Source organism: Halorubrum sp. PV6 (assembly GCF_003990725.2).
GTDB lineage: Archaea > Halobacteriota > Halobacteria > Halobacteriales > Haloferacaceae > Halorubrum.
In genome coordinates this window covers 601,158-613,283 of sequence record NZ_CP030064.1, presented here as the reverse complement: position 1 = coordinate 613,283, position 12,126 = coordinate 601,158, and the positions used below count along the sequence as shown (strand labels likewise).

Here is a 12,126-nt window from a genome sequence, read left to right as displayed (position 1 = left end):
AGACGTGACGTTCGCACAGAAATCGTTCCGGGCGGCTTCGAAAGCGCCGATCGCAGCCGCGCAGCGCCCGCGGAACTCCACATCCATCCGACCTCACCTGACGAGGTAGGGGTCGCTGCCCGGAATGAAGCGGCCGAGGTCGCTTTCGCGCCGGAAGTCCGTCGATTGGAGGTCGCGGAGCGCCGCGACCAGGCGGTCGGCGTCGGCGTCGGTCCACTCGCCGGGGTCTTTGATCGGGAGGACGAGCCACCCGGAGCCGAGCAGTTCGGTGGCGTGGAGCGCGTCCATGTCCACGGGCGTCTTGTGCGCCCGCGAGGTGTACTGTCGGAGGACGTGGGCGGTCGCCCGAGCGCCGACCGGGAGGAGGACGTGGGCGGCGATCGCGCGGAGTTCCGCGTCGAAGAACCGCTCCATGTCGGCGTACGCCGCCTCGTCGGGCGCCTCGTCGGTGACGCACATGTGGAGGTACGACGCGAACGTCCGGTCGGTGACGAACGGGTCGCTCCCGTCGGCGGTCGACTCGGCGCTCGGCTCGGCACTCAACTCGGCACTCGACTCGGCGCTCGACTCGTCGAGGGGATCTATCAGTCCGCCGTCGGCCAGCGCCTCGAAGAAGGTCGGCGACCACGGCTCGCCGGTGAAGGGGACGCCGGCGTCGACACCCCCGTGGACGCCGGGATGGTCGCCGACGAGGTGGAAGTCGGCGTTCGCGTCGCCGTAGCCGGGGACGAACGACTCACAGTCCGGGCGCATCCCGAAGGGGTTCCGCGTTCGGTCCGTAACGTTCTGCACGGGCATCCGTAGGCGCCAGCCCGATTAAATCACGTCGGTCCGGCGCGGGCGGCGGCGGGACGAAAAGCGCCGAGGGCGAGGGCGGACGGGCACCGAGGGCGGGGGCGGACGAGCGCCAACGCGAAGCGCACGAGTCCGCGTGAATTCTCATAAGTTATGTGAACGAGCCGCGTTCGACGCCTCGTCGATATGCCTGGATCGGCCGCGCCGGCGATATGTATCAGGAAGATTAATTTACAACCGGAAACCGCACGACTGCGGCGGGGTTACTTCGAACTCGACGACACAAGATTCTTATACCCCTCGCTGTTGGGGACGTTCGAAGACCCATGTTCGACCGCATCCGCACGGCGGCCCTGTTCGGGCTGCACCAGGCGACAGTCGCCATCGGCATCTCGCTGCTCCCGGTGGCCGTTTTCGCTCGCGATCAGCTCGGCATCACCGTTCCCGTCGGTCGGCTCGTCGAGACCACCGGCGACGTGTACGAGGCCGCCGAGGAGTGACGACGCCCGAGGCCGTCGCGGCGGGGCGGCGATCGATTCGACACGGAGAGGCGGTCCGGCGACACCTTTTATAAACAACTGCTATCGGGAGCGGGCGGTTCGGCCACGCATAGACCCGTCGGAACCGGCGGTCGGTCCCCGAAGGGTTGCCTTTATCAGCGCGCCGGGCTTACGACGGCGTAATGCGAACACCGACTGGCGATCTCTCCGACGGACCGGCCGAAGAGTTGGGCCGCGATCAGCCCGTCTTCGGACCGGAGATCGGCGAGTTCGAACACAGCGAGCGCCGCGCGGCGCAGGCCGACGGCGAAGGCGAGATGAAGACGGGCACCACGACGGTCGGCATCAAGACGGCCGACGGCGTCGTGATGGCGACCGACATGCGCGCCTCGCTCGGCGGGATGGTCTCCTCGAAGGACGTCCAGAAGGTCGAGGAGGTCCACCCCCGCGGCGCGCTGACCATCGCCGGGTCCGTCTCCGCCGCCCAGAACCTCATCTCGACGCTGAAAGCCGAGACGAGCCTCTACGAGACCCGCCGCGGAAAGGACATGACCATGGAGGCGCTGTCGACGCTCACCGGTAACCTCCTCCGCTCCGGCGCGTTCTACATCGTCCAGCCGATCCTCGGCGGCGTCGACGACGACGGCGCCCACATCTACTCCATCGACGCGCTCGGTGGCACCACCGAAGAGGAGTACACCGTCACCGGCTCCGGCTCCCAGTACGCCCTCGGTGTCTTAGAACAGGAGTACCACGACGACGTGACCGTCGACGAGGCGACCGAGATCGCGGCGAAGGCGATCCAGTCCGCCGTCGAGCGCGACCTCGCGTCCGGCAACGGGATCAACGTCGCCGTCGTCACCGACGATGGCGTCGACATCACCCGCTACAAGGACTTCGACGACCTGCTGTAGACGGAGACGCGGCGTCGACCCTTTTTATTTTCCACCGCGTGCCGCGCCCGGCCAGTGACTTCGCTTCGGCTAGTGACCTCGCTCCGAACCCTCGCGTCGACGCGGTCGCTCGCGCACGGAAGCCAGCGGTTCCGACACCCGCGTCGAGGCGATGGTTCAGGCGCCGCGGTCACCGACGTCGGCGGCGTCGCCGTCGGTCGCCGCCGTCGGTGACCGGATGCCGTCGCCCCAGTAGAAGCGCGGGCCGAGGACGAGGTAGCCGACGGCGAGGAAGAGCAGGGCGAACGCGAACCCCTCGCCGATCCACGCCGGAAGCATCGAGGTGACCGCGTGAGCGAGCGGCGTGAGTATCACGGCCGCCTGCACGACGCCCATCACCAGCGCGTCCTGCGCGTGGAGGTCGGGGTACGTTACCGTCGACCCCATGAGCAGGGCGAAGACGGCCGTCGCCGCGACGAGGAGCGCGGGCGCGGTGTAGCCGGCGATGACCGCGGCGGCGAGGACGGTGGCTGCGAGCGTCGTCGGGACGCCGACGGTTTCGCGCTCGTCGGCGTCGTAGGCCGTGTACAGGCCGAGGCGGGCGACCGCCATCGAGACGAAAAGCGCCGCGACGCCGACGCCGACGCCGACGAACGCCGGGTCGGCCGCGAACGACCGCGCGTCGAGGAGGACGAACGCCACGAGGGCGGCCGGCGCGACCCCGAACGACGCCACGTCGGCGAGCGAGTCGAGGTACGGGCCGGCGTCGGTCGACCCGCGGTGGCGCGCCACGACGCCGTCGAGCCCGTCGGCGACGGCGGCGACCAAGATGAGCCGGGCCGCGAGCCGCACGTCGACGGCGGCAGCGACGACGGCGAGGAAGCCGACCGCGGCGTTCGCCACCGTCACCGCGTCGGCGAGCCCGAGCCGACCGACGAACCGGAAACGCATATCGGATCGGTCGACGAGGCGTGATTTAGGGTTTGTTATCTGCCCGGCGGCCGGCGGCGCGGAGCGTCGCTGGAGCCGCCGTCGGCGGCGCGTCGGCCCCGCCGTCACGGGGGGGTCGTCCGGCGGTGAGGGGTCCGGCGGATCAGTCGCGCGAAACAATCACTAAGCCAACAGGTGCGCGACGGGTCACGCGGACGCACACGAACGCCTACGCCGGCGCCTGCCCGAGCCGACGGCCGACTCGTCGGTTCGGGTTCGGGAGGCGCGTGCGAGATCGCCTGACGAGGGCGGTGTGTCGCGCTCGGTCACACAGGTCGGCGGCGGCGTCGTCACGGGCGTCCGCGTCGGGACGGACGGGCGTTTATCGAACATGACACCATACGTTTGTGTACGCTTTCCGTGGTATCTGATACCATCAAGCCTTAATTCGTTGGCCGACGAATCGGTTGCTATGTCGGGTTCTCGGGCACTGTTGGTCCACCCCAAAGAGGGGAGTGATCGGATCACGTCGGCGCTCAGCGCCGCCGGGTTCGACGTGACGACGGTCAACAACGCCACCGCTGCCGTCGCGAAGGTGACCACGAGTGAGTACGACTGTATCGTGAGCGAGTACTCGCTCCCAGGAGACGACGGTATCGCGCTGGCCGAGGCGATAGCGGAGTCGGACGCTCGGGTCCCCATCGTGATGTTCTCCGCGGTGGACGACGACGCCGTCTTGGAGGCCGCCTTCGACAGCGGCGTCGACGAGTTCCTCCACAAGAACGGCTCGGCGTCCATCGACCGGCTGGTGACCGACGTGTCGACGGTGTGTTCGGTCGAGGGGGCGTCGGGAACCAAACAGGACATCTCGGGCCACGAGCCGGCCGCGGAAGGGGTCAGCCGAGCCGTCAGCGAGGCGCCGGTCGGGATCAGCCTCAGCGATCCGGACCTCCCCGACTACCCGCTCGTATACGTCAACGACGCCTGGGAGGACCACACGGGGTATTCGGTCGAGGAGGCGCTCGGGCGAAACCCGCGGTTCCTGCAGGGACCGGGAACGGACCCGGAGACCGTCGAACGGCTCTCGACGGCCATCGCCAACGAGAACCAGGTGACGGTCGGCATCCGGAACTACCGGCGGGACGGGACCCCGTTCTGGAACGAGCTGACGGTCGCGCCCGTGTACGACGACGACGACGAGTTGGCGCACTACGTCGGGTTCCAGAACGACGTGACCGACCGGAAGCGGGCCGAGCAGCTGGCCGAGGAGCGCGCGGAGAAGCTCGCGACGGAGCGGCAGGCGCTCGACCGGGTTCTCGGCCGGGTGAACGGCCTGCTCAGCGAGATCAGCCGGATCCTCGTCGAGAGCCGCGACTCGGAGACCATCGCCGAGCGCGTCTGCGAGGAGATCGCCGACGAGCCGGGGTACATGGGCGGCTGGATCGCCGAGGTCTCCTCGGCGACGGGGCGGCTGGACATGACCGCGACGAGCGGGATTCCGATCGAGGCGGGCTCCTCTTTCGCCGTCAGCGAGACGCCGCGGGAGGTCCAACAGACCATCGAGACCGAAGAGGTACACGGCCGGCCGGCCGGGAGCGGCTCCGACGGCGACCTCGCGCCGAGCGCGATCGGCGCGGCGCGCCTCCTCGTCGTCCCGATCACTTACGGCCACCGGCGGTACGGCCTGCTCGGCATCTACAGCAGCGAGGGGAACGCCCTCGACCGGCGCGAGCGGAAGGTGTGTGAGTCGGTCGGGAAGATGATCGCCAACGGGCTCCACTCGGTCGAGACGACCCGCATCCTCACGACGGACCGGGTCATGGAGCTACAAGTGGAGATCGGCGACCCCTCGGTCTCGCTCTCGCGGGTCGCGGACGCGATCGGCGGCCCCATCGAACACCTGGGGACGACGCGCCTCGACGACGACGCCTGCGAGCTGTACCTCAGGGCGACGGACCCGGACGAGGACGCAAGCGCCGTCGAGGCGCTCCCGTTCGTCGAGTCGGTTCGGCAGGTGTCCGAGACGGCCGGCGACGTCACCATCGCCGTGACCGCCACCGAGTCGCCGCCGCTGACGCGGCTTGCGGAATACGGCGGCGTCGTCGTCACGGCCACCGCGGACGCGTCGAGCGCGAGCCTGACCATCGAGGCGCCGCCCGAGCAGGACGTCAGAGCGATGCTCGACGTGTTCCGGGCGGTGTACGACGGGGTCGAACTCCGGTCCCGCGTGGAGCGTGAGAGCCGCGACCGGAGCCTGACCGAGTTCGCGTCCGCCGTGGACGACAAGCTCACCGACCGGCAGCGTTCGGCGCTGAAGACGGCCGAGCTGAACGGGTACTTCGAGTGGCCCCGACCGGTCGACGGCTCGGAGATCGCCGAGCGGATGGGGATCACGCGACAGACCTTCCACCAGCACCTCCGGGCGGCCGAGCGCAAACTGGTCGAAGCGTACGTCGACCCGCGGTCGCCGGGCGACCAGGACTGAGCCGTCGGACGGAACGCCCGTCAGACGGACGACCATCGCCGGAACGACACACAGAGCAGATGTTCACCGCACGAGATGCCGCCGAGATCGACGCCCCCGTCGAGCGGGTGTTCGCCTTCCTCGACGACCCGCACAACCACGCCGCTGTCACCCCGCGGCTGGAAGACGTGAGAGACGTCCGCCGGCTGCCGAACGGCGGGAAGCGCCTCGCGTACACCTATCGCATGGCGGGCGTGGGGATCGACGGGGAGATCGTCCAGACCGTCCACGAGCCGAACGAGCGCATGACCTTCGACCTGCGCGGGCGCCTGACCGGGACCATCGATCTGACCTTCGAGTCCACGACCGACGGGACCGAGCTGACGTACGCGGCCGAGTACGACATCCCCGAGAACGCGCTGACCGCCCTCGGCGCGCCGCTGGTGCGCCGATTCAACGAGCGACAGGTGCGCGCGACGCTCGCTGCCGTCGCGGATCGAGTCGGGGGCGACGCGGGCTGACTCGCGTACGGCGCGCGACGCTCCGCGGAAAATCGGCGGATACGGCGGCGGTTCGGGCGAAGTATTAACAACGGCTTAGCCCGAAGAGAACGTCATGGATATGATAGCCCTCCAACTCGGTTTCGGCCTCGTGAGCGTCGGGCTGCTCTTCTTGCTGCTCGTGGTCGTCACGCTCTGGCAGTCGTTCGAGATCGTCGACGCCTACGAGAAGAAGACGCTCACCGTCTTCGGCGAGTACCGGAAACTGCTCGAACCGGGTATCAACCTCATCCCGCCGTTCGTCTCCCGAACGTACCCGTTCGACATGCGGACGCAGACCCTCGACGTCCCGCGACAGGAAGCGATCACACGGGATAACTCGCCGGTGACCGCCGACGCGGTCGTCTACATCAAGGTGATGGACGCGAAGAAGGCCTTTTTGGAGGTCGACGACTACAAGAAGGCCGTCTCGAATCTCGCGCAGACGACGCTCCGCGCCGTCCTCGGCGACATGGAGCTCGACGACACGCTGAACAAGCGCCAGGAGATCAACGCGAAGATCCGCAAGGAGTTAGACGAGCCCACCGACGAGTGGGGGATCCGCGTCGAAAGCGTCGAGGTCCGCGAGGTCAACCCCTCGAAGGACGTCCAGCAGGCGATGGAACAGCAGACCTCCGCCGAGCGTCGCCGCCGCGCGATGATTCTCGAAGCGCAGGGTGAGCGTCGCTCTGCGGTCGAGCAGGCGGAGGGTGACAAGCAGTCGAACATCATCCGCGCGCAGGGTGAAAAGCAGAGCCAGATCCTCGAAGCGCAGGGTGACGCCATCTCGACTGTGCTCCGCGCCCGCTCCGCCGAGTCGATGGGCGAGCGCGCCATCATCGAGCGCGGCATGGAGACCCTAGAGGAGATCGGGAAAGGCGAGTCGACGACGTTCGTCCTCCCGCAGGAGCTCACCAGCCTCGTCGGGCGCTACGGCAAGGCGCTCTCCGGCTCCGACGTCCAGGAGATGGAGGGGCTCGAAGGCAAGGAGTTCGACGGCGACACCCGGAAGATGCTCGGGCTCGACGACATCGACGAGATCCTCGGCCAGATCGAGGAGTCCGCGGAGATGGACGTCGAGGAGTTAGAGAAGGAGGCGGAGGCGGTCAAGGCGGGCGGCGCCGGCGCGGACATCAAGTCGGCCGACGAGGTCATCCAGGAGATGGACGACGAGGGCGTCGAAGGGGAAGTCGAGACCGAACGCGAGTGACCGGGTCGGCCCGTCCCGTCGGACCGGCGTCACGGTTGGAAACAGGGTAGAGCGTCCGGGAGCGACCCGAGCGAAGTGTTTTTCTCGATACGACGAGTATCATCGGTCGTGACAGACGGAATCGACGGACGGAAGCGCGAGACGCTCCGGCGGTTCGCCGCCATCGGAGCCGCCGCGCCGTTCGTCGGAACCGCGAGCGCCGACACCGGGGACGGAGGGGAGGCCAACGAGACGCGCGAGGCCATCCGCGGGTACGTCCCCACCACCCCCGGCGCCCACTTCTCGAAGCTCCGCGACGACCTCCACCTCGGGACCGGCGAGGCCCAGTACCACCTCCGAAAACTCGAGGAGGCGGGCGAGGTCGAGTCGCTCAAGGACGCCGACTACCGCCGCTTTTTCCCGGCCGGTCGGTTCGACGAGCGCGACAAGCGCGCGCTCGGCTACCTCCGCCGGGACACCCCCCGCGGGATGATCCTCGCGCTCTTGCGCGACCCGACGGCGACCGGCGCGGAGTTGGCCGCCGAACTCGGCGTCTCGCGGCCGAGCGTGAGCGCCGCCGCCGCCGACTTGGCCGCCGCCGGTCTCCTCGACCGGACCGACGGCTACGCGCTGACCGAACCGGAGCGGCTGCTCACGCTCGTGGTCCGATACGCCGACTCCTTCGACGCGGCCGCCGTCGCCTTGGCGGACGACGCGGCGTCGCTGGTCTCGTACGACCCCTGAAAAGCGGCCGGCTGCGACCGTCCGCGCCGATTACGCCGTGACCATCCAAGTCGTTCCCGAGGAGTAGCCCCACTTTTCGACGTCGATGCCGCCGGCGTCGGCGACCGCGCTCATGTTCGCTCCGACCTCCTTCGCCGAGAGGCCGAGCTCGTCGGCGATCAGTCGCGATTTGAAGTACGTCTGCTCGCCGGCGTTCTCGCGGAGGTACCGCAGAATCTGCTCTTGTTTCGGCGAGAGGCCGGTCGGCTCGGCGACGACCGCATCGGAGTGTACCATGCTCATACGTCGTACACGACGTATCGGCACTTAACCGGGTTGGTAGACCGGGTTAACAGCCCGCAGTCGTGCGATTTTTCCCCGAGAGGGCGGTCACGACGAGCGGCTCACGCCGGGTTTCGGTACGATCCGTGAACGGCGAGTCGGTCGGCGAACGGACCGAAACAGGCGCGCCGGTCAGCCGTCGACAGAACCGAGGCGACGAAGGCTCAGTAGAGGTCGGAGACGAACGGGCCGAAGGCGCCGGCGACGGCGGCCGCGAGGGCGTCCGCGCGGTCCACGCGTCCGTTGGTGAGCGCGCCGGCGGCGCCGCCGCGTCTGGCGACACCCTCCGTGTCGAGAAGATCATCCATCACCGGGCCGAGTTCCTCACCGCTGGCGATCCGCGCGGCGATGTCGGTCGGGAGTTCGAGGCTGGGGCCCGCCCCGCGACCGACTTGGGACCCGTCCGAGGCTACCGCCCACATGACGAGGAAGAACCCATCCGCCCCGTCGAACCGCGCGACGCCGCCTTCGATACCCACGCCGAGGTCGTAGGCGTCCGGCTCCGAGTCGAGGACCGCCGCGGCGCGGTTCTCCGCGCCGGCGATGGTCTCCGCGTGACCCGTCGGCTGTTCGCTCACGCCGGAGGGGACCGGGACGGCATCCACCGCGACCGTCGACGGGTCGCCGGCGAGCCCGTCGAGGACTGCGGTGTCGCCGTCGGTCCGGTCCGCCTCGGAGTCGGGGTCGCTCGCGGTGCCGAGCGCCTGTTCGACCGCGCGTCGCTTCACCGGGTTCCCGCTGCCGACGCCAACTCGCATACCCGTACTCGGGGAACGGCCTACGAATACGTCTCGGTCTCGGGATGGAACAGCCCCGCCAGCCGTTCGACCCCGTCGATAAGGGCGGGGCTCGGCTGGTTTAACAGCGAGTCGTCGATCACGTGGACCGGCGCGTCGACGGCCCAGTCGCGGCTCGCGATGGTTTCGGGGTCGACGCGGTCGCCGTGGCCACAGACGTGAACGATCACGTGGTCGGGGTCGGCGCGCTCGACGGCGGCGAGGTCGACCTCGCGGGAGCGCTCGCCGGGGTCGACGAAGGGGTATCGGCCGCCGGCGGCGCGCACGGCGTCGGGGACCCAGTTCCCGGCCGCCATCGGCGGGTCGGACCACTCTTCGCAGTAGACCGTCGGACGGGGGCGGGATTCGACCGCGCTGGCAACATCGTCGAGGCGTCGCCGGGAGTCGGCGGCCAGTCGCTCCCCGGCCGCGGGGCGCCCAACGTCGGCGCCGCGGGCGGCGAACGTCTCGACCGCCTCGTCGAGGGTCGCGGGGGCGCGGTGGCGGACGTCGAACCCGCGCTCGCGGCAGTCCTCGGCCAGGTCGCTCTGGAGGCCGTCGCTGGTGAGAACCACGTCGGGGTCGAGATCTGCAACCCGGTCGAGGTCGGGGTTCAGCCACCCGCCGATGGCGATTGGGAACTCCTCGCCGTGCGCCGACCCGATGTCCGCGGGGCGGTCGCAGTGGTGGGTGACGCCGACGAGGAGTTCGGCGGCGCCGAGGGCGGTCACCGTCGCTGTCGCGCTCGGGGCCAGCGAGACGACGCGGGGAGCAGTCATCGGTGTCGACTCGGAGCGCCGGTAGCCCAAGCGTTTCGGTCGGCGGCAGTAGTAGCAGCTATTCGACTACACGCGCTCGGCCTCGAACCTATACAGTCATTGACATCCTCCTCCGCGTAAACGCGGAGGAATCCTGAGCGTTGGAGATTTCAGGTTTGCAGTTCCACCGAACCCCAGCACGGTGAGAATCCGTGCGGGGTTCACGGACTGTGGCGGGTGGGACTGCTGGGAGTGCCAAGCCCCCGGTACTCCTATCCTCCATCGTGTTCGGACTCCCAGAGTTGTTTGTGCCTCGGGGAGTCCGGCAGATGTCGACGGACTTGGAGTTACTTTCTGTGGTGCGTACGGCAGTCGGGCACTGCATCGGTTCATTGTAGGAACCGACCGTTCACCCGACTGGTTCCGATTACTGTCTCATTGCTTGAGGCGGACAGGCCGCCATCGTAGGACTGATCGGAATCGCTCTATTTCCGGTCTGATTCCTGTCTGTATGTAGGGCTGCCTGTCACTTTAAGCCACGGATTGTCAAATCTCTGATCGGCTATCACTACGTGGACAGGCTCAGAATTGTCGGATTCATCCTGCGGCTGAAGCCGCAGGTATTCTCCTTGATACTCTATAAACATGAATAAGTAGGCTACAAATCAGGTACCACTATGAGTGATGTATCGTGTGTCGTTTGCGGATCGGTTTCCAGCCCTGACGGGATGGCGTACCGATGCGCATACTGCGGGGATCCGGTCTGTCCGGACCATCGGCTTCCGGAAAACCACAGCTGTACCGGTGAACGGCTTCCTGCGGACGAAACGCCAGAGAACCGAAGTCCACAGCCGATGGATCCAGAAGATGTGACTACGATGGGGACGACACCGGACGACATTGGTCAATCATCGCCGGACGTAGCTCTCGACGGTTCAATCGCCGGAACCCAACAGAATGATTCGAAGGAGGAAACTACAGAAGCATGGTGGCGAAGGCTCCTCCCGTGGTGATCTCGTGGTTCCCGTAGCGAGAGGCGTCTGCTGTGTGGCCCAAGAGCGCGAGACGCCCGAAAACCCGTGATAGATCGTGTTCTTTTGCCGGCTTTTCGCCGATGCGTTCCGGTCGTTTTAAGTTTAGTTCTACCCTCTTTGAGGTAAGATCGCTCTCGGGCCGTGTTCAGTTACCGAGAGGGGGTTTAGCCATGAGTGAACGAATACACACGCGGGGGAGTCGCTCCCGAACGGAGACGACGGAGACGGAATCGGAACAGACTGACGAGACGTTGAGTTGTCCTGAGTGCGACGGCAACGTCATCAACGACGAGGAACACGGCGAGAGCGTCTGCGCCGACTGCGGGCTCGTCGTCGAGGCCGACTCCGTCGACCGCGGGCCGGAGTGGCGCGCGTTCGACTCTCGCGAGAAAGACGAGAAGAGCCGCGTCGGCGCCCCGACGACCAACACGATGCACGACAAGGGGCTCTCGACGAACATCGACTGGCGCGACAAGGACGCGTACGGCCGGTCGCTCGGCGCGCGCCAGCGCCAGAAGATGCAGCGCCTCCGCAAGTGGAACGAGCGGTTCCGCACCCGCGACTCGAAGGAGCGCAACCTCAAGCAGGCGCTCGGCGAGATCGACCGCATGGCCTCGGCACAGGGGCTCCCGGACAACGTCCGCGAGACCGCCTCCGTCATCTACCGGCGCGCGCTCGACGAGGACCTGCTCCCCGGCCGCTCCATCGAGGGCGTCTCGACCTCCTGTGTGTACGCCGCCGCGCGGATGGCCGGCGTCCCCCGTTCGCTCGACGAGATCGCCGACGTCTCCCGCGTCGAGAAAGCCGAGATCGCCCGGACGTACCGCTACGTCGTCCGCGAACTCAAGCTCGAAGTGAAGCCGGCCGATCCCGAGCAGTACGTTCCCCGCTTCGCCTCCGACTTAGAGCTCTCCGAGGAGTCCGAGATGCGCGCGAAGAGCCTCCTGCGTAACGCCAAGGAGAAGGGTGTCCACTCCGGCAAGTCGCCTGTCGGCCTCGCCGCCGCCGCCGTCTACGCCGCCGCCCTCCTCACGAACGAGAAGACGACCCAGGCCGCCGTCAGCGAGGTCGCCGACATCAGCGAGGTCACGATCCGCAACCGGTACCACGAGCTGTTAGAGGCCGAAGACGGACTCGTCGCCTGAACCGACGACGGACGCCGTTTTGCCGCGAGTCGGACCCG

13 protein-coding genes are annotated in these 12,126 nt (G+C 67.9%); 8 read left to right on the top strand and 5 right to left on the bottom strand.

Annotation, left to right across the window (positions count from 1 at the left end; all coding sequences use genetic code 11):
• Positions 1–93: 93 nt before the first annotated feature.
• Positions 94–792, bottom strand: a complete 699-nt coding sequence (locus DOS48_RS16790) for a uracil-DNA glycosylase family protein (RefSeq protein WP_127116845.1) — start codon at positions 790–792, stop codon at positions 94–96.
• A 329-nt stretch (positions 793–1,121) separates the two neighbouring features.
• Between DOS48_RS16790 and DOS48_RS16785 the strand changes: the two genes are divergently transcribed.
• Both DOS48_RS16785 and psmB read left to right on the top strand, forming a co-directional pair.
• Positions 1,122–1,295: a hypothetical protein gene (locus DOS48_RS16785; RefSeq protein ID WP_168654243.1), complete on the top strand. Its 174-nt coding sequence runs from the start codon at positions 1,122–1,124 to the stop codon at positions 1,293–1,295.
• A 182-nt stretch (positions 1,296–1,477) separates the two neighbouring features.
• Entirely contained in the window at positions 1,478–2,209 is a 732-nt protein-coding gene (psmB, locus tag DOS48_RS16780; RefSeq protein ID WP_127116844.1) for an archaeal proteasome endopeptidase complex subunit beta, read from the top strand.
• Positions 2,210–2,365: 156 nt separating this feature from the next.
• Here the strand turns inward: psmB and DOS48_RS16775 are convergent, their stop codons facing one another.
• Positions 2,366–3,139, bottom strand: coding sequence for a protein sorting system archaetidylserine synthase (locus tag DOS48_RS16775; RefSeq protein ID WP_127116843.1), 774 nt, complete (start codon positions 3,137–3,139; stop codon positions 2,366–2,368).
• A gap of 451 nt (positions 3,140–3,590) precedes the next feature.
• On the opposite strand from DOS48_RS16775, the gene DOS48_RS16770 reads away from it, so the two are divergent.
• From DOS48_RS16770 to DOS48_RS16755, 4 genes are all read left to right on the top strand, one after another.
• Entirely contained in the window at positions 3,591–5,603 is a 2,013-nt protein-coding gene (locus tag DOS48_RS16770) for a bacterio-opsin activator domain-containing protein (RefSeq protein ID WP_127116842.1), read from the top strand.
• A gap of 59 nt (positions 5,604–5,662) precedes the next feature.
• Complete coding sequence (locus DOS48_RS16765) at positions 5,663–6,103, top strand: SRPBCC family protein (protein WP_127116841.1); 441 nt, start codon at positions 5,663–5,665, stop codon at positions 6,101–6,103.
• A gap of 94 nt (positions 6,104–6,197) precedes the next feature.
• Positions 6,198–7,331, top strand: coding sequence for an SPFH domain-containing protein (locus tag DOS48_RS16760; protein ID WP_127116840.1), 1,134 nt, complete (start codon positions 6,198–6,200; stop codon positions 7,329–7,331).
• A gap of 108 nt (positions 7,332–7,439) precedes the next feature.
• Positions 7,440–8,054 (top strand): MarR family transcriptional regulator, encoded by a 615-nt coding sequence (locus DOS48_RS16755; protein ID WP_127116839.1) that lies wholly within the window; start codon positions 7,440–7,442, stop codon positions 8,052–8,054.
• 30 nt (positions 8,055–8,084) lie between these two features.
• On the opposite strand, the gene DOS48_RS16750 is transcribed toward DOS48_RS16755, so the two are convergent.
• From DOS48_RS16750 to DOS48_RS16740, 3 genes are all read right to left on the bottom strand, one after another.
• Positions 8,085–8,336 (bottom strand): hypothetical protein, encoded by a 252-nt coding sequence (locus DOS48_RS16750; RefSeq protein ID WP_127116838.1) that lies wholly within the window; start codon positions 8,334–8,336, stop codon positions 8,085–8,087.
• Between the two features lie 203 nt (positions 8,337–8,539).
• Positions 8,540–9,133, bottom strand: a complete 594-nt coding sequence (locus DOS48_RS16745) for a DUF84 family protein (RefSeq protein WP_127116837.1) — start codon at positions 9,131–9,133, stop codon at positions 8,540–8,542.
• Between the two features lie 20 nt (positions 9,134–9,153).
• Positions 9,154–9,930: a cobalamin-binding protein gene (locus DOS48_RS16740; RefSeq protein WP_127116836.1), complete on the bottom strand. Its 777-nt coding sequence runs from the start codon at positions 9,928–9,930 to the stop codon at positions 9,154–9,156.
• 656 nt (positions 9,931–10,586) lie between these two features.
• Between DOS48_RS16740 and DOS48_RS29625 the strand changes: the two genes are divergently transcribed.
• Together DOS48_RS29625 and DOS48_RS16730 are read left to right on the top strand one after the other, a co-directional pair.
• Entirely contained in the window at positions 10,587–10,922 is a 336-nt protein-coding gene (locus DOS48_RS29625) for an AN1-type zinc finger domain-containing protein (protein ID WP_127116835.1), read from the top strand.
• A gap of 191 nt (positions 10,923–11,113) precedes the next feature.
• Positions 11,114–12,088, top strand: coding sequence for a transcription initiation factor IIB family protein (locus DOS48_RS16730; RefSeq protein ID WP_127116834.1), 975 nt, complete (start codon positions 11,114–11,116; stop codon positions 12,086–12,088).
• The last annotated feature ends 38 nt before the right edge of the window (positions 12,089–12,126 follow it).

Bases quoted from the DNA above. Each gene is read 5' to 3' on its own strand.
- DOS48_RS16770 (WP_127116842.1), top strand. From the start codon at position 3,591: ATGTCGGGTTCTCGGGCACTGTTGGTCCACCCCAAAGAGGGGAGTGAT.
- DOS48_RS16750 (WP_127116838.1), bottom strand. From the start codon at position 8,336: ATGAGCATGGTACACTCCGATGCGGTCGTCGCCGAGCCGACCGGCCTC.
- DOS48_RS29625 (WP_127116835.1), top strand. From the start codon at position 10,587: ATGAGTGATGTATCGTGTGTCGTTTGCGGATCGGTTTCCAGCCCTGAC.
- DOS48_RS16775 (WP_127116843.1), bottom strand. From the start codon at position 3,139: ATGCGTTTCCGGTTCGTCGGTCGGCTCGGGCTCGCCGACGCGGTGACG.
- DOS48_RS16765 (WP_127116841.1), top strand. From the start codon at position 5,663: ATGTTCACCGCACGAGATGCCGCCGAGATCGACGCCCCCGTCGAGCGG.
- DOS48_RS16745 (WP_127116837.1), bottom strand. From the start codon at position 9,133: ATGCGAGTTGGCGTCGGCAGCGGGAACCCGGTGAAGCGACGCGCGGTC.
- psmB (WP_127116844.1), top strand. From the start codon at position 1,478: ATGCGAACACCGACTGGCGATCTCTCCGACGGACCGGCCGAAGAGTTG.
- DOS48_RS16740 (WP_127116836.1), bottom strand. From the start codon at position 9,930: ATGACTGCTCCCCGCGTCGTCTCGCTGGCCCCGAGCGCGACAGCGACG.
- DOS48_RS16760 (WP_127116840.1), top strand. From the start codon at position 6,198: ATGGATATGATAGCCCTCCAACTCGGTTTCGGCCTCGTGAGCGTCGGG.
- DOS48_RS16785 (WP_168654243.1), top strand. From the start codon at position 1,122: ATGTTCGACCGCATCCGCACGGCGGCCCTGTTCGGGCTGCACCAGGCG.
- DOS48_RS16730 (WP_127116834.1), top strand. From the start codon at position 11,114: ATGAGTGAACGAATACACACGCGGGGGAGTCGCTCCCGAACGGAGACG.